Annotated in this window: 22 protein-coding genes, 1 tRNA gene and 1 pseudogene; 4 read left to right on the top strand and 20 right to left on the bottom strand. The window is 62.2% G+C overall.

What is annotated here, in order from left to right; all coding sequences use genetic code 11:
- Nucleotides 1-3: 3 nt before the first annotated feature.
- Nucleotides 4-387, bottom strand: a complete 384-nt coding sequence (hisI, locus tag ACHFFR_RS03740) for a phosphoribosyl-AMP cyclohydrolase (RefSeq protein WP_394262934.1) — start codon at nucleotides 385-387, stop codon at nucleotides 4-6.
- Nucleotides 384-1,148: an imidazole glycerol phosphate synthase subunit HisF gene (gene hisF, locus ACHFFR_RS03745; protein WP_394262969.1), complete on the bottom strand. Its 765-nt coding sequence runs from the start codon at nucleotides 1,146-1,148 to the stop codon at nucleotides 384-386. The genes hisI and hisF overlap by 4 nt, the downstream gene beginning before the upstream one ends.
- 53 nt (nucleotides 1,149-1,201) lie before the next feature.
- Here hisF and ACHFFR_RS03750 point away from each other — a divergent pair, with 53 nt between their 5' ends.
- Nucleotides 1,202-1,792, top strand: coding sequence for a hypothetical protein (locus ACHFFR_RS03750; protein ID WP_394262935.1), 591 nt, complete (start codon nucleotides 1,202-1,204; stop codon nucleotides 1,790-1,792).
- On the opposite strand, the gene ACHFFR_RS03755 is transcribed toward ACHFFR_RS03750, so the two are convergent.
- From ACHFFR_RS03755 to ACHFFR_RS03780, 6 genes are all read right to left on the bottom strand, one after another.
- Nucleotides 1,758-2,630, bottom strand: a complete 873-nt coding sequence (locus ACHFFR_RS03755) for an FKBP-type peptidyl-prolyl cis-trans isomerase (RefSeq protein WP_394262936.1) — start codon at nucleotides 2,628-2,630, stop codon at nucleotides 1,758-1,760. The two genes, ACHFFR_RS03750 and ACHFFR_RS03755, sit on opposite strands and share 35 nt — an antisense overlap.
- Nucleotides 2,623-4,005: a Pup--protein ligase gene (pafA, locus tag ACHFFR_RS03760; RefSeq protein ID WP_394262937.1), complete on the bottom strand. Its 1,383-nt coding sequence runs from the start codon at nucleotides 4,003-4,005 to the stop codon at nucleotides 2,623-2,625. The genes ACHFFR_RS03755 and pafA overlap by 8 nt, the downstream gene beginning before the upstream one ends.
- Nucleotides 4,002-4,184 carry a ubiquitin-like protein Pup gene (locus ACHFFR_RS03765; protein ID WP_394262938.1) on the bottom strand — a complete coding sequence of 61 codons (183 nt, stop codon included), beginning with the start codon at nucleotides 4,182-4,184 and terminating at the stop codon, nucleotides 4,002-4,004. Before ACHFFR_RS03765 ends, pafA begins: the two co-directional genes overlap by 4 nt.
- Before the next feature lie 85 nt (nucleotides 4,185-4,269).
- Nucleotides 4,270-5,859, bottom strand: coding sequence for a depupylase/deamidase Dop (gene dop, locus ACHFFR_RS03770; protein WP_394262939.1), 1,590 nt, complete (start codon nucleotides 5,857-5,859; stop codon nucleotides 4,270-4,272).
- Nucleotides 5,860-7,641, bottom strand: a complete 1,782-nt coding sequence (gene arc, locus ACHFFR_RS03775; protein WP_394262940.1) for a proteasome ATPase — start codon at nucleotides 7,639-7,641, stop codon at nucleotides 5,860-5,862.
- The gene (locus ACHFFR_RS03780; RefSeq protein WP_394262941.1) at nucleotides 7,638-8,795 is read right to left on the bottom strand and encodes a tRNA (adenine-N1)-methyltransferase; all 1,158 of its coding nucleotides are present in this window, start codon (nucleotides 8,793-8,795) and stop codon (nucleotides 7,638-7,640) included. The genes arc and ACHFFR_RS03780 overlap by 4 nt, the downstream gene beginning before the upstream one ends.
- 50 nt (nucleotides 8,796-8,845) lie before the next feature.
- Here ACHFFR_RS03780 and ACHFFR_RS03785 point away from each other — a divergent pair, with 50 nt between their 5' ends.
- Entirely contained in the window at nucleotides 8,846-9,679 is an 834-nt protein-coding gene (locus ACHFFR_RS03785; RefSeq protein WP_394262942.1) for a RecB family exonuclease, read from the top strand.
- On the opposite strand, the gene ACHFFR_RS03790 is transcribed toward ACHFFR_RS03785, so the two are convergent.
- Genes ACHFFR_RS03790 through ACHFFR_RS03800 form a run of 3 tightly spaced genes read right to left on the bottom strand, consistent with a single transcriptional unit; the run spans nucleotide 9,651 to nucleotide 12,432 of the window.
- Complete coding sequence (locus tag ACHFFR_RS03790) at nucleotides 9,651-10,322, bottom strand: HAD family hydrolase (protein WP_394262943.1); 672 nt, start codon at nucleotides 10,320-10,322, stop codon at nucleotides 9,651-9,653. The two genes, ACHFFR_RS03785 and ACHFFR_RS03790, sit on opposite strands and share 29 nt — an antisense overlap.
- Nucleotides 10,323-10,331: 9 nt before the next feature.
- Nucleotides 10,332-11,576 carry a hypothetical protein gene (locus tag ACHFFR_RS03795; protein WP_394262944.1) on the bottom strand — a complete coding sequence of 415 codons (1,245 nt, stop codon included), beginning with the start codon at nucleotides 11,574-11,576 and terminating at the stop codon, nucleotides 10,332-10,334.
- 13 nt (nucleotides 11,577-11,589) lie between these two features.
- A complete protein-coding gene (locus ACHFFR_RS03800; protein ID WP_394262945.1) occupies nucleotides 11,590-12,432 on the bottom strand; it encodes an undecaprenyl-diphosphate phosphatase in 843 nt (280 codons plus the stop codon).
- 51 nt (nucleotides 12,433-12,483) lie between these two features.
- Here ACHFFR_RS03800 and ACHFFR_RS03805 point away from each other — a divergent pair, with 51 nt between their 5' ends.
- The gene (locus tag ACHFFR_RS03805; RefSeq protein WP_394262946.1) at nucleotides 12,484-13,428 is read left to right on the top strand and encodes an aldo/keto reductase; all 945 of its coding nucleotides are present in this window, start codon (nucleotides 12,484-12,486) and stop codon (nucleotides 13,426-13,428) included.
- Between the two features lie 15 nt (nucleotides 13,429-13,443).
- On the opposite strand, the gene ACHFFR_RS03810 is transcribed toward ACHFFR_RS03805, so the two are convergent.
- From ACHFFR_RS03810 to ACHFFR_RS03835, 6 genes are all read right to left on the bottom strand, one after another.
- Complete coding sequence (locus tag ACHFFR_RS03810; protein WP_394262947.1) at nucleotides 13,444-13,806, bottom strand: hypothetical protein; 363 nt, start codon at nucleotides 13,804-13,806, stop codon at nucleotides 13,444-13,446.
- A gap of 38 nt (nucleotides 13,807-13,844) precedes the next feature.
- Nucleotides 13,845-15,170: a M20/M25/M40 family metallo-hydrolase gene (locus tag ACHFFR_RS03815; RefSeq protein WP_394262948.1), complete on the bottom strand. Its 1,326-nt coding sequence runs from the start codon at nucleotides 15,168-15,170 to the stop codon at nucleotides 13,845-13,847.
- On the bottom strand, nucleotides 15,167-16,423 hold the full coding sequence (locus ACHFFR_RS03820; RefSeq protein ID WP_394262949.1) for a glutamate--cysteine ligase: 1,257 nt from the start codon (nucleotides 16,421-16,423) through the stop codon (nucleotides 15,167-15,169). The genes ACHFFR_RS03815 and ACHFFR_RS03820 overlap by 4 nt, the downstream gene beginning before the upstream one ends.
- A complete protein-coding gene (locus tag ACHFFR_RS03825) occupies nucleotides 16,420-17,172 on the bottom strand; it encodes a gamma-glutamyl-gamma-aminobutyrate hydrolase family protein (protein ID WP_394262950.1) in 753 nt (250 codons plus the stop codon). Before ACHFFR_RS03825 ends, ACHFFR_RS03820 begins: the two co-directional genes overlap by 4 nt.
- Nucleotides 17,173-17,204: 32 nt before the next feature.
- A complete protein-coding gene (locus ACHFFR_RS03830; RefSeq protein ID WP_394262951.1) occupies nucleotides 17,205-18,071 on the bottom strand; it encodes a shikimate dehydrogenase family protein in 867 nt (288 codons plus the stop codon).
- Nucleotides 18,072-18,238: 167 nt separating this feature from the next.
- A tRNA-Leu gene (locus ACHFFR_RS03835) sits at nucleotides 18,239-18,324 on the bottom strand.
- A gap of 150 nt (nucleotides 18,325-18,474) precedes the next feature.
- Between ACHFFR_RS03835 and ACHFFR_RS03840 the strand changes: the two are divergent.
- Nucleotides 18,475-18,924 (top strand): annotated as a pseudogene (locus ACHFFR_RS03840) (GNAT family N-acetyltransferase); the annotation flags it as partial.
- Between the two features lie 82 nt (nucleotides 18,925-19,006).
- Here the strand turns inward: ACHFFR_RS03840 and ACHFFR_RS03845 are convergent.
- The 3 genes from ACHFFR_RS03845 to ACHFFR_RS03855 are packed head-to-tail and all read right to left on the bottom strand — an operon-like array spanning nucleotide 19,007 to nucleotide 21,530.
- The gene (locus tag ACHFFR_RS03845; protein ID WP_394262952.1) at nucleotides 19,007-19,852 is read right to left on the bottom strand and encodes a hypothetical protein; all 846 of its coding nucleotides are present in this window, start codon (nucleotides 19,850-19,852) and stop codon (nucleotides 19,007-19,009) included.
- The gene (locus ACHFFR_RS03850) at nucleotides 19,842-20,297 is read right to left on the bottom strand and encodes a DUF6474 family protein (protein WP_394262953.1); all 456 of its coding nucleotides are present in this window, start codon (nucleotides 20,295-20,297) and stop codon (nucleotides 19,842-19,844) included. Before ACHFFR_RS03850 ends, ACHFFR_RS03845 begins: the two co-directional genes overlap by 11 nt.
- Nucleotides 20,298-20,315: 18 nt before the next feature.
- Entirely contained in the window at nucleotides 20,316-21,530 is a 1,215-nt protein-coding gene (locus ACHFFR_RS03855; RefSeq protein WP_394262954.1) for an MFS transporter, read from the bottom strand.
- Between the last annotated feature and the right edge of the window lie 24 nt (nucleotides 21,531-21,554).

Genomic DNA, 21,554 nt, shown 5'->3' on the forward strand with positions numbered 1-21,554 from the left:
GACTTAACCCTCGTCGGTTGTGTTCTTCTCGAATTCGTCAGCGACGACGGGCAGCGCACCGCCCTCGTCGAAGCAGCGCCACTTACCCGTGTGGCACGCGGCGATCTTCTGGGTGACGCTCACGAGGATCGCATCCCCATCGCAGTCCACCTCCACCCCGTGCACGAGCTGGATCGCACCGGAGGTATCGCCCTTTCGCCAATACTCTTGACGTGAGCGCGACCAAAACCAGACGCGCCCGCTCGTAAGAGTGCGGTGCAATGCCACATCGTTCATGTAGCCGAGCATGAGCACGTCTCGCGTGTCGCGGTCCTGGATGATTGCCGGCACGAGGCCGTTGGCGTCGAACGTGACGCGATCGCGGATCTCGGGAGGAAGGTCGCTCACAGACGGACCTCGAAGCCCGCATTCGCCAGAGCTTGCTTGACCTCGGCCACCGTCAGCGTGCCGAAGTGGAATACGGAGGCCGCGAGGACGGCGTCGGCGCCCGCCTTGGCCGCCTCCACAAAATGCTGCGCCGTGCCAGCGCCGCCCGACGCGATGATCGGCACGCTGACCGCGCTGCGCGCCTTCTCGATCAACTCGATGTCGAAGCCATCCGTGGTGCCATCGGCGTCCATCGAGTTCAGCAGGATCTCGCCCGCACCAAGCTCCGCCGCGCGCACGGCCCATTCGATTGCATCTACACCGGCGGACTTCGTCCCGCCGTGGGTCGTCACACCGAATCCGGAGGGCATGCCCTCTTCTCGGCGCGCATCCACCGAAAGCGTGATGACCTGATTACCGAACTGGCCCGCGACCTCCTCGAGGAGTTCCGGCCGGGCAAGTGCCGCGGTGTTGATTCCGACCTTGTCGGCGCCCGCCTCCAAGAGCGTGCGGACGTCGTCGACGCTGCGCACACCGCCTCCCACCGTGAGTGGCACGAAGACTTCCTCGGCGGTATTGCGAACGACGTCCAGGAGCGTGCCGCGATCTTCCACGGAGGCGGACACGTCGAGGAGCGTGATCTCGTCGCCGCCCATCTCGCCGTACTTGGCGGCGAGTTCGACCGGGTCGCCGGCGTCCCTCAAATTCTCGAAGTTCACGCCCTTGACCACACGGCCGTGCGAGACGTCCAGACACGGGATTACTCGGATTGCAACGCCCATCATGCTCCTTCACTCAGTACCGCAATATCGTACAACCAATTAGGGTATTGCCCATGACGAGCGCCCACGAAGTGAACAGCGAAACCTACCGCGCACGTCTCTCGAGCATCGCTGCGTTGATCCATGACGCCGATCGTCCGGTGCTCGTCGGGATCGACGGCCGGTCCGGTTCGGGCAAGACGACGTTCGCGGCGTGGCTAGCGCGCGAGCTTCACCCGCTCACGGTGACGAGTTTTGAGGTCGAGGATTTCATCGGCGGATGGCATGCGCTCACGAGGGACATCGCCAAGGTCGGCGCCATCGCCGAGGGCATTCAGCGAGACGGTCACGCCACGGCCACGCCGTGGGATTGGGTGAACGGTAAGTGGGCCGTGCCCATTGACGTGTCTGGCCGCGCCGACGTCGTGCTCGTCGTGGGATGTGGATCCACATCGCGCAGTGTGCGCCCGCATCTGGACGTCACGGTGTGGATCGAGGTCGAGGATGAGGTGCGCAGGCAACGAGTGGAGGCGCGCGATCCCTATGACTGGAGCGAGTTCTGGGACGTATGGGCGGCGCAGGAAGACGCGCTGCTCGCGGAGTGTCCCTCAAACGAGCTGGCGGACGTCATTATTCGGCCGGATACCGCCCCAGCACGTCAATAACCAGCGCCACGTCAGAGTCCCCTTGGGCTTGACTTGCCGGCACGGCGAGCACGAGGCGCGATCCGATGCGCGAATCGATCAACCCGGTGTTTAGGCCGGGGAACACGTCGTCGACGGCGAGCACGGTGGGCTCTGCGTTAGTCCACGTGCTTTCGAGAACCTCGCCGTCTGGCGAGATAAGCATGTAGTTGATGACTGCGGTATCGCCAACACCGATTTGCTCTCCGCTGCCCGCAATGATCTCCGACTGCACGAGAGTCTCGACGGGCCCGCCCCCGTCCACGACGGTCGGCACGCCGTCGTCGCCGATCGCGATCGACGGTAGCCCGTTCGCCCCCTCGGTGGTGCCGTGCTCGCCGGGCAGAACTGTCGGCAGGATGTCGATGACGCGAATCATTGCCGCGCGCGCCGATTCTGGTTCGAGCACGACGATCCGGCTGCCCTCCGTCTCGCCGACGACGTATGGCGTGTTGGCGCCGAGCACGTCATCTGTAGCGGACCCGACGATGTAGGACTCCCCCGTCGAGGTGGCGCGGCCCGTGGCGTCAAGATGGAATGTGGTGACCTGCGCGATCACCTGACCGCCCTGCTCGACCGTCCGTCCGCTTCCCGTCTGATCACAGCTCACGCTTGGCTCAACCAGGCCGTCACCGCTGCGAAAATCGACGCGTCCGGAGGCGGTGGCGACGACGGTCGAGCCGAAGGTGCCCTCGACCTCCAGGGTTATTGGTACGTCCATCGCGTTGATGCGATATTGCACGGAGGATATGGCGAAGCCCATCACCAGCCCGATGATCAGGGCGGCGACGGAGAGGAGGCTAACCTTCGCCTTACTCACTGTCCATGTGCTCCATCAGCGCATCGACGTGCTCGTCAACGGCTGAGAACGGATCCTTGAGGAGGATCTGGCGCGCGCCGTCGTCTTCGAGCAGGCGAATGTTCATCCAATCGACCATGTAATCGCGGCGATTCTCCATCGCTAGCGCGACGAAATCGCCGCGCAGCTTGGCGCGCGTGGTCTGGGGTGGAATAGCCTTCGCGACGTCGATGCGCTCCGGTGTCACGAGGGTCCTGAGACCGCCGCTATTTTCGAGAGAGGTGCGCAGGCCGGCGCCGGTGATGTCGTGCCACGCGAGGTCCAGCCGCTGGATGCGCGGATCCGCAAGCCCGACGCCGAGGCGATCAGCGTAACGCTGCAGCAGGTGGTGCTTGGCGATCCAGTCGATCTCCGTAGTCAGCTTCTCGTGCTCGTCGTGTTCGAGCGCGTCGAGTGTTCGTCCCCACAGGTCAAAGACGTAGGCGCGGATAGGATCGAGCTGATCGAGCCAGCCGTTGGCCACGAAGTGATTGTGCACGTGGTCGTGGATCTCGCGTTGGAGCTCGAGAGCGGTGATTGTCGAGCCGTCCTTGAGCGTCACAAGGGCGCGGCCGGTGGTATCCGCAGACACGTCGCGAATGGCCTTGACCGGATCCTCAAGCTCGCGCTGAGGCAGCCGCTTGCCGTCCTCAATGACGTGGAGCAGTGCTTCCGTCACACCAATCTTGAGCGCCGTGGTTGATTCCGACATCGTCGAATCGCCCACGATCACGTGGAGCCGGCGGTAGAGCTCGGCATCGCCGTGCGGTTCGTCGCGCGTGTTAATCATCGGCCGCGATCGGGTGGTTGCCGCCGAGACGGCGTCGTTCATGATGTCGGCGCGCTGGGAAATCTTGTAGCGTGCCCCCTGCTCGGTGACCTGCAGGTAGCCGGCGCCCACCATGATCTGGCGCGTTACGAAGAATGGGATGAGCGAGTCTATGCGCGCACGGAAGTCGCGACGACGCCGAACGAGGTAGTTTTCGTGGCAGCCGTAGGAATTGCCGTAGCTGTCAAGGTTGTTCTTGAACAGGTGCAACCGAGCGTCGAGCCCGGCCAGCTCCTCGTTCGTCTGGCTAGCCATGTCGACGTAGATAGCGTCGCCCGCGCGATCGTTCGCGATGAGATCTCCGAGGTCATCGCACTCGGCGGTGGCGTATTCGGGGTGTGCGCCGACGTCGAGGTAGAGCCGCCCGCCGTTTGGCAGGAACGCGTTGGTCGACCGCGTCTTCTTCAAGAGCGGGTCGAACAGTTTGTGTGCTGCCTCTTCGGCGTCGATTGGCGGATTCCCGCCTTTCGTGGACGCACACAAGAGACCGTATTCGGTCTCCACGCCCATGATGCGCCGTGGAATCACTGGCCACCCTTTTGCACGAAGCCCTGCACGAAGGAGGTTGCGTTTTCCTCGAGGATCGAGTCGATATCGTCAAGCAGATCATCGACGTTGAAATCCTGGTTGCTCGCGGCGGCTTGCGGGAGCTCCTGACTCTGCTCTTCGGTACGCCGGCGAGGCTGGAGAAATTCCTGTTCAGACATGGCTTCCTTTCGTCTGTGGTCATGGTAGTCGCGCGGTCCTGCCCGCGATATTAGCCACGGCACGTTCGGCCGTGAGTTACGTCGCCTAGGCGCTGGTGAGGCGAACGAGGAAGTCCTCCACCGATTCGGCCTGCTCAAGCATCTGGCCCACCAAATCGCGGGTTGCGCGCTCGGGGTGCATAAGCGGGATACGCACGAGGCTGTCATAGCCCGGCACGTCGAGCGTGATGCCATCCCAGCCGGCCGCCATGACGTTCTTTGCGAAGCGTCGGATGAGGCCGCCACGCAGATAGGCGCGGGTGGATTCTGGCGCGTGGCGCGTCGCCCACACGACCTGCTCGGGGTGGAACAGCCGCTCCACCCGGCCAGCCTGATCGAGGCGATTGACGATCGAGCGCTCCGGACGCAGATCGTGCCACTGGAGATCGAAGGCGCGGAGCCGATCGTTATCCCATGAACCTCCCGTGCGCTGGCGCAGCGAGTCGAGCATCTGGTACTTGGCCACCCACTCCACCTTGCCCGCAGCCGCAAACAGATCGGTGCGGAGCAGATCGAGCGTTTCCTGCCACGTGTCGAGGATTTCGCGGGTATCGAAGTCCACCTCGTCGTCGCCGAGTGCTTCAAGGACGGAATCGAGGTACATCTGTTGGATGTCGATGGCCGTGCGCTGCGAGCCGTCCTGCATGTCGATCGTGCGTGTCAGGGTCGGATCGTGGGAGACCTCCCACGTGGCGCGAACGGGCTCGAAGAGCATGACCGAATCCATGCTGAGCGGGAGCCGGCCGGACTCAAGTAGCCACAGCACGAGCGAGGTGGTGCCCACCTTAAGCAGATTTGACACGTCGAACTGGTTCGCATCCCCGCCGATGACGTGCAGGCGCCGATAGAGATCGGCCTCCGAGTGCGGCTCGTCGCGCGTGTTGATGATTGGACGATTGAACGTTGTTTCGAGGCCGACGTCGTTTTCCACGTAATCGGCGCGCTGAGAGATCTGGAAGCCCGGTTGTTGCGACTGCTGCCCCAAGCCGAGCCGGCCCGTTCCGCACAGGATCGGGCGCGTTACGAAGAACGGCGTGAGGTAGCGGATGACGTCGGAAAAATCGACGTTGCGGTCCATGAGGTAGTTCTCGTGCGAGCCGTAGGCCGCGCCCTTGCCATCCACGTTGTTCTTGTAGATGACGAGATTTCGCCCCGTCTCGTTGACGAGGTCCATCGCCTCTGCCGCGATCATGTCTCCAGCGCGATCCCACAGGATCGCCTCGCGCGGGTTCGAGACCTCCGGCGAGGAGTATTCCGGGTGGGCGTGATCGACGTAGAGCCGGGCGCCGTTGGTCAACACAGCATTCGAGGCTCGCGGCAGTGCCAGTTCCTCATTCGATGGCCGGCGAACGGATTGGAGCTGCGTGCCATCCGCTGGCGGAGCCGGGTTATCAGGATCGTCGGTCAGCTGAGACGGGTGTGCTGACGCGCGATCAAGGCGGTATCCCCTGGCGTCGTTGAGCGGATCTTCACCGTGGTAATCCCAGCGAATGGCACCCGCTCCCCCGGCTGCGCTTCCGCGCCCGCCATAGGCATCGACCACCTCCGTCGAGAGCACGATTGGATTCGCCTGCGGATCGTCGGCGTCAATGATGCCGAATTCCGTTTCCAGCCCAATTCCTCGGCGCGCGCTCATCTAGATCAGTCCCTTTCGCACAACGTTGTCCCATTCGTTGACTGGTCGCTTCTCCCGCTCCGCGGACTCGTCGGTGGCCGCCGGATCCACTTCGCTCGTGGCAGGCTCGGCGCCAACTGATGACGTGTGCTGTGCCGATGCGGTGCCAGACTGCGCCGTCGCGGTGCCTGCCGCCGACCCGGTGCCTGCCGCCTGAACGCCGTCGTCGAACACCTTCTGCTTCACGAGTGGCTTGACGTAGGTGACCCGCTTGCCCGAACCGCGGCCGTGGACGCGCGCCCACTCGTCGGGGTTCGTCATCTGCGTTAGATCCTCGTTCTCGCGCGCCTCTTCCGACAGGGCGTCGAGCAGGTGGCGCTCGCGGATACCGCGCTCGCCGGTCGCGAGCAGATCCTTGATGGCCCGCTTCTTCGCACGGTCAACGATCGCCGCAAGCATGGCACCGGAGACGAAGTCCGAAATGTAGAGCACTTCCTTCGAACCGTCGGCGTACGTGACCTCGATGAACTCGTTGTCCTCGGTGTGGGTGAACAGCTCGTCGACAGTCGCCTTCGCCATCGCCACAACGGCCGCGTCGGCGCTGCCGTGGGCGGTGAGCTCGTCGTCGTGAATCGGCAGATCCGGGGTGAGGTACTTCAGGAGGATGTCGACGGAACCGGCGCGCGTTGGCCGCTCGATTCGGATCTTCACGTCGAGGCGACCAGGCCGTAAAATCGCCGGGTCGATCATGTCTTCTCGGTTCGATGCGCCGATGACGATGACGTTATCCAGCTGTTCCACACCGTCGATTTCCGCCAGGAGCTGCGGCACAACCGTCGTCTCGACGTCGGAGGAAATGCCTGAGCCGCGGGTGCGGAACAGGGCTTCCATCTCGTCAAAGAAGATGACGACGGGGATGCCGGACGCCGCGCGATCTCGTGCGCGGGAGAAGATCTCACGAATCTGACGCTCGGTCTCGCCCACGTACTTGTCGAGCAGCTGCGGGCCTTTGATATTGAGGAAGTAGGAGCGCGACTTCTCGTGCCCATCGCGCAAGGAAATCTTTTCAGCAAGCGAGGTGGCAACGGCGCGCGCGATGAGCGTCTTTCCGGTGCCCGGAGGGCCGTAGAGCAGCACACCCTTGGGTGGCTTCAGCCCGTGCTCGCGGTAGAGATCGGGCTGCTCGAACGGAAGCTCCACGGTGTCCTTGATCTGCTCAATCTGAGCGTCGAGGCCGCCGATGTCCTCGTATGACACGTCCGGGATCTCTTCCAGCAGGAGGTGCTCGACGTCGGGGCGCTCCACGTGCTCGAGGATGAAGCCCGCCTTCGTGTCGGCAAGCACCGTGTCTCCCACGCGAACCTGCTGTTCTTGCAGGCGCCCGGAGATTCGCATGATGCGTTCATCGTCCGCGTGAACCTGAACCAGCGCGCGCTCCGAATCGATGACGAGCTTGACGGTGACGATTTCTCCCGTGCGCTCGTAGGATTCCACACCGACGACGACGAGCGCCTCGTTAAGCAGGAGTTCCTGACCGGGGCGAATGTTGCCGAGTTCAATGAGGGTAGACGCCGAAAGAATCATCTTGCGGCCGTTCACCAGTGCCGTCACCTCGTGGCGGTTGTGATTGGCCGAAATGAAGGTCGCCGTGGAGCCCGGGGGCTCGGAGAGCTTCTCGACCTGCTGTGACAGGTCCTGGATGCGCCGGCGAGACTTTTGCAGCGCCTCCGCTAGCCTGTCGTTCTTCTCTTCGAGTGAGGCGAGCGCCTCTTGGAGCCCGAAGATTTCACCTTGCTCGTTCACAGTTCTCCCTCGTGGCGCTCTGCCATCTCGCGATCGCTGCCGGGGTCAGCGTTCTCGCGCTCCTCGCGCCGTTGTCCATAGCGGCGCTCATTACGCCGGCGAGTCTCCTCGTCCAGTGTGCGCCTGATCCGATCACTATTGTCTCCCAGCGCGGACGTTCCCGAAAGCTCCACGTCGGCGCGATGTGCCACATCGCGGCGGACCTTGCGCAGCTTCTTCTCTGAAATCTCACGTTCGGGTAAATCCTGCGCGCTCCACGTTTCCCATTCGGGTGGTTCCGAGTGCGCGGCCGGCGCCGGGCGACGCTTCGGGATGAGCGGCATCGAATTGCGCGCGATTCTGCGTGCGATGACGAGGAAGCCGGTGTGCCCCACCATCGAATGGTTCGGGCGCACGGCAAGCCCATCAAGATGCCAGGATCTCATCACCGTCTCAAACGCATCGGGCTCGGTGAAAAATTCCGAGTCCCGCAGTTTCTCTACGAAACGCGAAAGCTGGGTCGTCGTCGTCACATACCCAACGATGACGCCACCGGAGCGAAGGGCGCGTGCAGCGTGCACGATCGATTCCCACGGCGCGAGCATGTCGAGAATGACGTGGTCGAGACTTTCCTCCGCCATCTCATCGAGCGCGTCGTTTGCGTCACCGACGAAAAGATCCCACGGCGGGACGGCCGGTCCGTACCACGATTCAACATTCGCCTGCGCAATCTCCGCGAACTCGCCGCGGCGTTCAACCGACGTCAGGTGCCCCTCGGGGCCGATGGCCGCAAGCAGCGACAGCGTCAAGCCACCGGAGCCCACGCCCGCCTCGAAGACCCTCGCGCCGGGAAACACGTCACCGTGCTGGACGATTTGAGCGGAGTCCTTCGGATAGATCGGGGTAGCGCCGCGGGGCATCGAGAGCAGATAGTCGGCGATGAGCGGACGAAGCGCCTGAAGCATGTGCCCGGTTTCCGTTTCGAACACGGTGCCCTCGGGCGCGCCGATAAGGACCTTATGGCGGAAGTTGCCGCGCGTCGACTGGAAGTAGCCGTCGTCGGTGAGCATCGTCGTGTACTTGCGCCCCTTGGAATCGGTGAGCTGAACGCGTTCGCCGGCACGGAACGGGCCGCGGCGCCGATCGGAGCCGATGGGGTGTGGATAATTAGTCATCCGTGCCATCTTACGGAAAAATGTCGGAGCAAGTCGCTACGGTGGATTGCATGAAACGTCACGCTGCTCTGTCGCCCTCGCGAACTAACGACTTCAAGAATTGCCCGCTCAAGTTCCGGTTCAGGGTGATCGATCGCCTTCCCGAGCCGCCCTCGGTTGAGGCACTCCGCGGAACGATCGTTCACTCGGTGCTGGAGAACCTCTTTGACGATCCCGCCATGGATCGCACTCCCGATCGCGCACAGGCATTGCTTGAACCCGCGTGGCAGGCACATCTGGCGAAGGCTCCCGAGTCGCAGGAGCTATTTGAATCAGCGCGCGCCATGGACGAGTGGCTGGCCTCTGCGCGGCCGTTGATCGCCAACTACTTCAAGTTGGAGAACCCGTCGTTTCTTGAGCCCGATGCGCGCGAGAGCTTCGTCAACGCCGTTCTTCCCTCCGGGCTCGCCATTCGAGGCATCATCGATCGGATTGACCGCGCGCCAAACGGCCAGGTCCGCGTCGTCGACTATAAGACGGGCAAGTCACCCTCGCCGCGCTTCCAAGACGAGGCCATTTTCCAAATGCGCTTTTACGCCACCGCGCTCTACTACGCAGAAGGCGCACTCCCCGCGCGCACGCAGCTCATCTATCTCAAGGATGGCCGGGTCCTCACCTACGATCCCCACCCTCAGGACATCGACTCGCTGAGCATGGAGGTCGATGCGGTGTGGTCGGGCATTCGTGGGCGAATTGACTCGAGGGATTTCGAGCCGAAGAAGGGCCCGCTGTGTAACTGGTGCCATTTCCAAGACATTTGCCCGGCATTTGGCGGCGTGCCACCTCAGATGAACGACGACGGGGCGAAGCAGCTCCTTACAGCGGACGTTGGTAACGCGAGCTAATCGCGGAGCGCAAGAACTCTTCGTCCACCTGCTCGAGTGAGTCGATGAGCTGTGCTCCGTGCACACCGCTGAGGTCCACTTTGAGCGGCACCCCATACGTGATGGCACCCGCGCCGAGCGCCGAGTGTAGTCCGGGAACGGAATCCTCGAATGCCACGCACAGTTCGGGCGCGGCGCCAACGCCTTCGGCCGCGTGCACGTACGCTTCAGGATCCGGCTTGCCGCGCGTCACGTCCTCCCCCGTCACGGAGAACTCGAGCGTGCCCTCCGGGGCTTGGTCCAACGTCAATTGCGCGAATCGGCGCATCGACGCCGTCACCAGAACGGATGGGATCTCGAGGTCGCGCAACCGATACAGCAGTTCGAGTGCGCCGGGGCGCCACGGCATCCCGTGGCGGCGGCCCAGTTCTGCCACCCGATCGGTGAGTACGCGGCCCAGATCGTCCGGGGAAATGTCGAGCTCGAGCGTGTCCACAAGAAGCCTGGAGGAATCGTGGAGGTTTAACCCGATGAGGTTGAGCTCGTCGCCGGCTTTCCAGTCACCGCCAAGCTCACCGATCACCTCAATCTCAGCCTGAAACCAGAGCTTTTCGGTGTCGGTCAGCGTACCGTCCATGTCCAACAGGACCGCCTGCGGCAACACATGGCCTCCTCACAGATCGATGCCAAGGAGCGCGTCGATAGCGTTCCTCGCGATGGCCTTGTCATCGTCGGTCGGCCACGCAACCCGACCAACCAGATAGTCATCCACGATATCGCGGGCAGCGGGCGTATTCAGATCGTCGGCTAGCACGGCTCGTAACCGCGCAAGGAACTCGTGGCTGTCTGCGTTCTGACCTGCGCCGACGGGAGCGTCCATGCCGTCCTTCCAGCGTGCGAGCCGCTCGGCCTCCGCGACCAGTGCATCGTCGTCGTACTCCCAGTCCACGCGGTAGTGGTGGCCGAGAATGGCCAGACGAATGACGCGCGGATCTATGCCGTCCTTGCGCAGGGCCGAGACGAAGACGAGGTTGCCAAGCGACTTGCTCATCTTTTCGCCCTCGTAGGAGACCATCGCGGCGTGGGCGTGGATGTCCACGTCCGCATCGCCATTCGTCATCTCGCGCATGTGGTGCTCGGACATCTCGTGGTGCGGGAAGATGAGATCCTTGCCGCCGGCGTGTACGTCTACCACCCCAAGGTTCTGCAGCGCCATCAGCGCGCACTGGATGTGCCACCCGGGGCGCCACGTGCCAGGCTCGCCGCCCCCGGGGCGGTAGTTATTGCCCTTGACGCCCTTCCACAACTGAGGATCAAGCTTGTTGCGCTTGCCCTCGCGGGTGGAATCGCCACCGCGCTCATCAAACGTCGCCACGAGGTCCATGTCATCGAAGATCGGGGCGGCGGCAAACTTCGGATCCGTCGAGACGTCGGCATAGATGAACTCGGTGCCTTCAGGCCCGGGCACACGATAGGCCGTCCCGTCCTTTTCCATCTTCCGAATGAGCTCTTCGAGCGGATCGAGGATCTCGGTGATCGAGGTGAGGGTGTCGGGCGGGAGCACCCGCAGCGCCTCCATATCCTCACGAAACAGCTGGGTCTGCGTTTGCGCGAGCTCGTACCAGTTCTGCCCGGTCTGCTCGGCGCGCTCAAAGAGCGGATCATCGATATCCGTCACGTTCGAGGCGGTTGCCAGCGGGCGCCCGCCGTCGCGCCATACGCGGGCCAACGTATCGAAGGCCACGTAGGTGTTGGCATGGCCGAAGTGGGTGGAGTCGTACGGGGTGATCCCGCAGATCCACACTCGCAGGTCGTCACGATCGTGCTCGAGAGTTGCTCCCGTTGACGAGTCGTAAAGGCGAAGCGGAGGCGGAGTACCGGGTAGCTGTGGAACGTTCGGTGCTGTCCAGGTCCTCATACAAGTCCTCCCATTAGTACGGGCTCAAAATGCCCTGGCCGAGCATGAATACCACGGCCGCTGCAAGGATGAGCCGGTAGATGACGAACGGAATGTATGACCGCGTCTCGACCAGCTTCAAGAAGCCCACGATAACAACGAAGCCCACAATAAACGCAGCGATTGTGGCTACGAGCGTAGGCATCGCCCCTGCTTGAGGCCCTGTGCCGTCGTCGCTGAAGAGACGATACAAGCCCGATCCCATGACGGCGGGGATAGCGAGCAGGAACGAAATGCGCGCGGCTGCCGAACGGGTATAGCCGAGCGCGAGCCCCACCGTGATCGTTCCGCCCGAGCGCGAGACGCCAGGAATGAGCGCCATGGATTGAGCGAAACCGAGCGTGACGCCGTCGCGAATCGTCATGTCCCCAAGGTTCTTGTTGCGCTTGCCGAGCCGGTCGGCCAAGCCCAGGAGCACGGCGAAGACAGCGAGCATGAGGGCCGTCAGGTACAGGTTGCGAAACACCGAATCGATCCAGCCCTCGAGCAGAAGGCCGAGGATGACGATGGGGAACGTGCCGAAGATGACGATCCACCCCATCCGCGCGTCCGGGTCGTTGCGCGGCACCTGGTTTTTCCACGGGCCGACGGGTAGCGACTTGAACCAGTGAGAGATGATCCGCACGATGTCGCGCCAAAAGTAGATAATGACGGCTGTCTCAGTGCCGATTTGCGTCACCGCCGTGAAGGTGACGCCGGGGTCGCCAAGGGACGGGAAGAGCTCGCCCACGATTCGCAGGTGCGCCGACGAGGAAATCGGCAAGAACTCCGTTAGACCTTGAACGATCCCCAACACGATCGCTTCTAAAATACGCACGCGCCCAGCCTATCCCTCATTCCTTGCCGAACGTGCACTAGGCTCTGGGATATGAAGCACACGTTTCTTGGCGCAACGGGCCTGCGTATGGGCAACCTCGGGCTCGGCACGTTGACATGGGGCCGCGACACCGAAGCAAGCGACGCCGCCCACATGGTCGCAACACTCCTCGATCACGGCGGCACGACCATCGACATCTCCCCCGTCTACGGCGAGGGACTCGCGATCGAGGTGCTTGGCAGCGTGTTCGATGGCGGCGTGGATCGCTCCGAGGTGATCATCGTTGCGCATGCTGGCGAGTTCTATCACGACGACGACGGCTCGGTTCGCTTCAACGGCGGCCGCAGCGCACTGCTCGATTCCCTGTATCGCACTCTCGAAAAGCTCGGGACGACCTACGTCGACGTCCTTCAGGTGGCCGCGCCTGACCCGCGGGTTGCTCTTGAGGAACAGATGAGTACGCTCGCCGAAATCGTGCGCTCTGGGGCCACGCGCTACATTGGCCTCGCCAATCACGCCGCGTGGAAGGTGGCGCGGACCGCGCAGTATCTGACCGACTCGGGCCTACCCGCGCTCGGCGCCGTGGGAGCCGAGTATTCCGTGCTTCAGCGCCGGCCCGCCGGGGAGCTGACGGCCGTCGCGAAGGAATTTGGTCTTGGGATCATTGCTCAGGCTCCCCTGGCCGGCGGCGTTCTCACCGGTAAGTATCGGCACACCATTCCGGCGACCTCACGGGCGGCAACAGAGCACTTGAGCGCGACAGTCGACCCGTACCTCACAGACAAGCCCCGCCGCACCGTTGAGGCAATCGTCAAGGCAGCCGATGGGCTCGCGCGCGCACCTGCCGACGTGTCACTAGCGTGGTTGCTCTCCCAGCCGCAGGTGTCGTGTGCACTCATCGGGGCGCGCACTCACGCCCAGTTCGAACAGGTGCTCTCCCTCGACCTCGTGGATCTGCCCGATCCGGTAAATCGGGTCATCACAGAGATCGCATAAAACCGGCGCTGCTGGTTAGTCGTCGTCCTCGTCGAACTCATCGTCGAGGTCGTCGTAGTCATCGAGATCATCGTCGTCGAGATCGTCCTCGTAGAGGTCATCATCGTCGTCAAGGTCGTCGTCGAAATCATCGTCGAAGTCCTCGTCGAGGTCGTCCTCATCGTCGTCGTCGAAATCCTCGTCGTACGTGTCGAGCGGTGTTTCAACCCCGTACTGGGTGTAGATCGCGTCGTCGTAGAGCGTGTAGGCATCGGCAAGCGCGTCAGCGGCCGCGATCACAGATGGATCGTCGGGATCGTGTGCGGAAACAGCCGCGGCATTGAACTCCTGGAAGGCGAAGATCAGCCGGTCGAACGCTACTTGTGTTTCATTAGCCATATAGGAAGCCTAACCCACATCCCGCGATTTCAAAACCACTAAAGGCGGTCAACGAAATCACGCAATACCGCTGATCCGAATGGCAAAGAGGCCACGGGAACTCGTTCGTCGATGCCGTGGAACATGGCTGGAAAGTCGAAGCCCTCCGGGAGTTTCACGGGCGAAAATCCGTAGCCCTTGATGCCCAGTTTCCCCAGCGTCTTGTTGTCGGTGCCTGCCGACAACAGGTAGGGCAACACCGTGGCATCGGGATCGTTAGCGGCTAGGGAATCGGTCATGGCCTCGACGAAACTGCCCGTCGTCGGCGATTCGTAGCCCGGGCTGTCGTGCAGCTTCTCGATGGTGAGCCCGGCGGCGAGCTCCTCGATCCGGGCCGCCACCTCCGCCTCGGTTCCGGGAATCGCCCGCACGTCCAAGGTTCCACTGGCGGTCTGCGGGATGACGTTCGCCATGTACCCGCCGTTCATACTCGTAAGGTTTGATCCCGTGCGAACAGTGGCTCCCACATAGGCCTTTGCCGGCCCCAACGCGTCGACGAGCGCATTGATCGTCTCCTCATCGTGCGGGTCGAAGGGCAATCCGGCGAGCTTGGCCGTGCCCTCGAGAAGCGCGCGGACGGTGTCGGTGAGGGCGAGCGGCCAGGGCTCCGAGCCGATCGCCGCCATGGCGCGGGCAAGCTTCGTGACGGCGTTGTTGTGGTTAACCTGTGAGCCGTGACCCGCCGTTCCCTCGGCGGTGAACCTGTACCAAGTCAGCGCCTTCTCCCCCGTTTGCACGAGGTAGACGCGCTTGCCGTTGACGTAGGTGTTGTAGCCGCCAACCTCCGAAATCGCGTGGGTGGCGCCCTCGAAGAGCTCTGGATGATTCTCAACCAAGAACTGGCAGCCGTGCTTGCCGCCTGCCTCCTCATCCGCGAAGAAGGCGATGATCAGGTCACGTGGCGGCACGTAGCCGGTTCTCGCAATCTCGCGGACGCACGCCAAAATCATGGCGTCCATGTTCTTCATATCCACGGCGCCGCGGCCCCACAACATCCCGTCCTTGATCACGCCGCCGAACGGATCGACCGACCAATCCTCCGCCACGGCAGGCACCACATCGAGGTGTCCATGGATGACCACGGCCCCGCGGCGTTCACCCGTGGCGGCGTCGACGTCGATGGCGCGGTTCTGTCCGGAAATACGAACGACGACGGACGGGCGCCCCGGCGTTGGCCCCACCATCGTGGGCTCGAGACCGACCTCGCCAAGGAGGTCCATGACGTACTCGGCGGCGGGTCGCTCAATGACGTCGCGATCGTTATTGGTCGTGTCGAACCGGATGAGTTGTTGAGCGATGTCAACGCTTTCCGCGTAGTCGCTCATTCAGCACCCTTCTCGGTAGCAGCGCTCTCGGGAATCGTGCTCTCGGGAATCGTGCTCTCAGGTTCGTAGGCAGCAGGCGTCTTCGCATCCAGCGCGGCGATACCCTGATTGTCGCTGTGGTCAGGATCGAGAGGGTGTCCGGCCTCCATCTCGGCGATCATGAAGTCGACGATCGCCTCGCGGGACATGTTGTAGTACGCGCCCGAACGAAGCAGGCGGCGGTAGGGCGCCTCCATGTCGATCACGGTATGAACCATGTTCAGTTCCTCGACGCACCCAAGATCCTCCGCGATCGGCATCAGAACCTCGACCATGCGCACGAGCGTGTCCGTCACGTGCTCCTCGTTGCCATCCGCGTCGAGGATCAGCTCGGCGTCCATGCCGTATCGGGCGGCGCGCCACTTGTTTTCGTCCACGAACCACGGCGGCAGGTACGGAAGGGTCTCGCCGGCGTCGAGCTTGCGCGAGAAGTACTCAACGAGGCACTGCGAGAGCGCCGCGGCCATGCCGATCTCTGCGACGTTTGTTGCCGCATCGCACACGCGGAATTCAATCGTGCCGAATTTCGGCGAGGGCCGTACATCCCAGCGCACCTCATCAAAGTTCGAGATGATGCCCGTCTTAACCATGTCGTTAAAGTACGACTTCAGCTCGTCCCACTCCTCGAACTGGCGCGGCACCCCGGCCGTTGGCAGTTGCTGGAAGACCATCGCGCGGTTGTCCGCGTAGCCCGTGTTCTTGCCGTTCCAGAACGGCGACGACGCCGTCAGCGCCTGCAGCTGCGCGAAACGAGTCAGGATTGCGCGCAAAATCGGCAGGACCTTCGCGCGATCCTCGATGCCCACATGAACGTGGGTGCCGAACAGGAGCATCTGCCTGCCCCAATAGCGGGTGCGATTGACGAGTTCGGCGTAGCGTTCGGAATCCGTCACGCGCTGGTAGACCGGATTGGCAAACGGGTGGGTTCCGGACGAGGCGAGTGCGATGCGCATTGGCTCGATGATCGGCTGAAGCGTGTCGATCCCCCGCTTAAGATCATCGGTGCATCCGGCGATGGTCTCGTGTGGGCGCGTGACGAGCTCGATCGTGTTGAGCATCATCTCGCCATGAATCATCGACGTGTCGGCGTCGCCAGATTGAGCGACCGCGAGAATGTGGTCGGCAGCTTGCCTCAGATCGTTGGAGTCCTTGTCGATCAGTTGGAGTTCCCATTCGATACCAACTGTCGATCGTGGTGAGCGAGTGAACTTCATGATGAGCCTTCGGTTGAACGGTCGCGATACGTATCGACGAAGTTGCGGATAATCTGCGTTGCTGCCGAGTAATCAAAACCAGACGTGCGTGCACGCACCGCATCCAGCTCGCCCGGCGTGAAGTACTTACTGCCATTGTAATAATCGAGCCTGAGCTCGAGCGATTCCGAATCGATCTCCGGGTGGAACTGAACGCCGTAAACGTTGTTGCGGTGCCTGACCGCTTGGACTGGGCACATCGGCGAGGTGGCGAGCACAACCGTATCCCGCGGCACGACGCCGAACGCCTCGGCGTGGCCCAGAATTGCCGGGAATGTGTTCGGTAGACGCCCGAAAATCGGATCGTTCTTGCCGTCATCGGTCACTTCAATGTCGACTGTCGTCAGTTCTTCAAAGTAGTCGCCCGTCAGCTCCTCATCGAGTGTGATGGCAAGTGATTGGTGCCCGTAGCACAGACCCAGGTATGGAATGTCGTGTTCGACGACGACGTCGTTGACGGCGAACAGCACCTCTTCCGTTGCGATCTGCTCGGGGGTCTTATCGTCATGCTCATCGAAGAAGCCATACTGCGAGCCGGATACGAAGATCCCCGCATACTTCGTGGGGTCGATCTGTGGCCGATCCTCGAGCGAAAAGTAGACGATTTCGTCGTCGCTCAAATTGCCGTACTTCTTGACCGCAGCCAGTTCATCCTCACGGATTGCCAACGCCATTGAGGGGCGCGCTGCAAGGAAAGCAAAAGGTTTCATTGTCGTAGCGTATCTGAGGCCTGAGCGTGGTGTCAGTTTGACTCATCGTCAGCCATGACAGCGGCTTGTGCCACGTCAAAGGGCATGTCGATGCCGAGCCAGATTTTCTCGCAGATTGCGGCTTGGCCTAATAGCATGCGGAGCCCTTCGACGGTTTTTGCTCCCGCCGACTCGGCGTCCGCGATGAGCTGGGTGATGCGCGGATGGTAGACGGCGTCCGCAACGGTGTGCTGGGCGCCCAGCCACTGGGCGGGAATGAGTGACATCCCGGCCGAATCCCCCATGCCCACGTTCGTCGCGTTGATGATAATCGAGGACTCGTCCACGGCTGTCTTCAGCTCGGCCTCGTCCGCGAGATCGTGGAGCGTCAAGCGCGTGCCGGTCTTGTCCGACAGGGCCTCGAGCGTCTGGCGGATCTCATCGAACTCGGGCTTCATCCGGTTGAACACGCGGACCTGCGCCGCGCCATCGAGCGCTGCCTGCGTCCACAGCGCCGATGCGGCGCCCCCGGTTCCGAGCAGAAGGATCGTCGCGCCCTCAACCGGCGTGCCAACAGCGCGGATCTCGTTGAGGAGGCCGGCGCCGTCGGTGTTGTCGCCATACACTTTGCCGTCCCTGAACGTCAGCGTATTGACCGCGTTCATCTCCTTGGCCACGTCCGATATCTCGTCAAGGTACGCAAGTGCCTCACTCTTGAAGGGCATCGTCAGATTCGCGCCCGCATAGCCCAGTTCCTTCATGCCCTGAATCGCTGCCCCGACGTCGTCGGGCTCGTGAGCCACGTAGACGGCGTCGATGCCAAGGTGAGCAAAGACCGCGTTGTGGAGGTTTGGCGACTTGGAAAACTGAACCGGCCTTCCCAAAATGGCATAGAGGGCCGTGGTTGCTGTGGGAGTCATGACGCCATTATCCCACAAGGTCGAACCCAGTTCGCCATCGCGTGCCTCCGTGAGAAAAGCCCGGCCGATGCGAGTCTCTGGTTACGTAGGGAATTTCAATCCCGGCTTTTGAGCACCACACCACAAAAGAGATGACCCCGGGAGAACCGGGGTCATTTTATTACCTGTGCGCGGAGGGGGACTTGAACCCCCACCCACTAATACGTGGACTAGCACCTCAAGCTAGCGCGTCTGCCTATTCCGCCACCCGCGCAGGTCTGCTGTAAAAGCAACAGATAAGAATCTATCACCACGAGCGGCGGCTTTCCAATTTCGGCGCGCTTGCATGGATGTGATTTGAGCCAACATCTTGTTCGTCTCGTGAACGCGATAGATTTGCCTCATGACCTCACAGAATTTGCCCGACTCGAATCGGCCAGAAGACCTTGTCCGCCAGTTTCATGACACGTATGGGCTGCCGATTGCCGACGACGGGCCGCGGGCTGACCGCGACCGCGTCCACATGCGTATGAGCCTCATTGCCGAGGAGTTCGCTGAGCTCACCGGAGCGGTATATGGCCAGGAGGCACGCGGAATCATCGAGAGAGCATTTGAGGAGGCTCGAATCGTCGATGACTACTCCCGCGATACCGTCGAGGTCGCAGACGCCCTCGGCGATCTGACCTATGTCGTGTATGGCATGGCACTCGAGCTGGGCATCCCGATGGCGGACGTGCTTGCTGAGATTCAGGGATCGAACATGTCCAAGCTCGGCGCGGACGGCAAGCCGATCTATCGCGAGGACGGCAAGGTTTTAAAGGGTCCCGATTTCTACGATCCTGATATTGCCAAGGTTCTGGGTATTAGCCACTGACGCAACAACGCTAGTACGAAAGTGCCACCCGGTTCCGGGTGGCGCTTTCGTACTAGCCCGTGAATCAGGCGAAGGCCTGATGCTACTGGGTCTTGTCAGTGGCAACACCGATGGTGGTCACAATAGATCCGATCAGTGCAACAGCTGCGCCTACATACATGAGGATCTGCCCGATCCCCATCGACCCACCGGCGTCGTAGAAATTACGAAGCCCACCATCGAAGGCGATGGAGAGAACGAAGATCACTAGACCGACGCCGGCCGTGAGTGCCGTACCAACCACGACGCCCTTTGCTAGGGTGTCCTGAACCTTACGCGCGAGGACGAAGAAGACGAGAACGCCAGCCGCTATCAGGACAAGCACCATTGAGATCCACGCGGGTGCGGCGGATTCGAGGAGGTTCGTGGAGATGAATGACCCGTCAATCGACTCCCCCGTCGAGGCCACGACGAGGTCCTGCGCTGAGGCGAACGGCAAGAAGATGGCCGCCACGTAGACGAGCATGCCCATGATCGTGCCGATAACTCCGATCCGTGCAAGTTGGGAGAAATCTCGGCGTGGCTGCAACTGCGAGCCCGGCCGAGCGCCATACCCGCCGAAGCCCGGCGTCCGATCCTGAACCGGCGTATGTGCTCCTAGCCCATACGCCCCCTGCGCACCTGATGGCTGAGGAGCAGCCCCGTAACCGGGAGCCTGCTGAGACCACTGCTGTGGCGGTCGATCGTTGTGGTTCGAACCGGCGCCAAGGGTCTCCCACTGCTGGCCTGCGGCCTGTTGCTCAGGACCCTGTTGCCCCGCGTAGTGTTGGCCAGTGGTCTGGTTGCCGAACGGCTGCGCCTCGGGTGCTCCGTGCGAAAATTGAGGCCCCGGCGAACGGTCGTTGTCCGCGTACGGGTTGGTGGGGTCGGAATAAGGATTATTCGTCATCAACGATCTCCGCATCTTCAATATCGTCTTCAAGCGTGAGCGCGAGAATCTCGGCCGACAGATCATCGATCGTGTGCTCGATTGACCGAAGCTTCTCGCGCCGTTGCTTGGCACCCATAGCCTCGATGACGGGAAGAGCGGACTCGAGCGCGTCGAGTTCGTGACGCCAGGCAGTGGCCTGCTCGGCAACACCGACGTTGTTCGCCGAGGCATACAAGTACGTCGTCTGTTCGCGAAGCACGCCGATCCGCGCCTGGATTCCGGCGACTCCGCGCTTGTTCTTGCCCGTCTGAGCAGCCGACGTGATGCGGCCCCTGATCGTATCGAACAGCTCAGGATTTTCCTGGATCAGCTGCCGAATCTGCGGCCCGTAGCGGCGAACAACACTGTAAACGGCTGGCCCCGCGGTTGTAGCGAGTCGCAGAAGTATGCGTAACTTACTCACACTTACCCCTTCCGGTAGTTACTCCATCTTAGCGTCGGGGCTAGCCGGTTCCGCATTGGATACGAACAAAGAGAGCACAAGAATCACGATGAGCGAACTAGCCGCCATGATGAGTACCATTGGCCACTGCCCGATATCCCATCCGAAGCCGAACACGATACCGCCCACGGACGAGCCGATGTAATAGAACATGAGGTACAGGCCCGAGCCGGTACCAGGCCGGGGGTGCATGCCCGATGCCCGCCCTGAGCTAAGAGCGTGCATGCCAAAGAACCCCGCGCACAGGATAAACAGGCCGAGCCACAGCGTCACGAGCGAGGTCGGAATCGTCAGTGCCACGCCGATCGCCATCGTGATTGTCCCGACGATCATTAGCCCTCGTTGCCCGAGGCGCTTGACGAGGTCGCCAGCGCGTGCGGAGGACAGTGTTCCCGTGAGATAGCTCAGGAAGAGCATCGAGGTGACCGAGGTGCCGAGATTCCACGGGGGCTCAGCCACGCGGTAGACGAGCACGTTGAAGATGCCGACGAACATTCCCATACCCACGAGTGCGAATCCGTAGGCCACGAATCGCTGACGGCGCTGCCACGACGAATCGGGTCGCGGCGCCCGTGTGACGCGTTGCTTCTTCCCCTTCGCTCGCGGCAGTAGCACGTGCGCGATACCGCCGAGGATGACGGACATGATCGACACGGAGGCGATGCCCATTCGCCAATCGTCTGTGAGTTCGTTAGCGAAGCCGGACAGGAGGCGCCCCGCCATGCCACCGACGGTGGTTCCGGCAATATACAGGCCAGAAACCTGCGCAATCGAGGGAGCCTCCACGTGCCGACCAACCCACGCCAGAGTTGCGGTGAGAGGGCCAGCGAGAGCCACACCCTGCACGGCACGCAACTCAATGAGGATCGTCCAGTTCGGAGCAAACGGAATAGCCACGGAGATGATGATCGCCACCGCGAGAGCGCCAATGATGATCGTGCGTTCGGAGATCCTCGTGGTCATAGCGCCCCAAAAGAGCACGAAGAACGCTAGTGAGAACGTGGTTGCTGACATGATGAGCGCAGACTGCGCCGCGGTGACTTCGTAGGCGTCGCCAATCACCCGCAAGAGTGGCTGTGGCGCGTAGACGAGCGCGTATGCGCCGACTCCGATGGCGAAAAGTGCGCCGAGTGCCCGCTTGTATGCTGCTGTGCCTTTGCGGACGACCCGGTCTTCCCCAAAATCGGAATCCATGACTCGGACTATACGCGCTTCCGT

The sequence above is a fragment of the Trueperella sp. genome, from assembly GCF_043424875.1.
In the GTDB taxonomy this organism is placed as follows: domain Bacteria; phylum Actinomycetota; class Actinomycetes; order Actinomycetales; family Actinomycetaceae; genus Trueperella.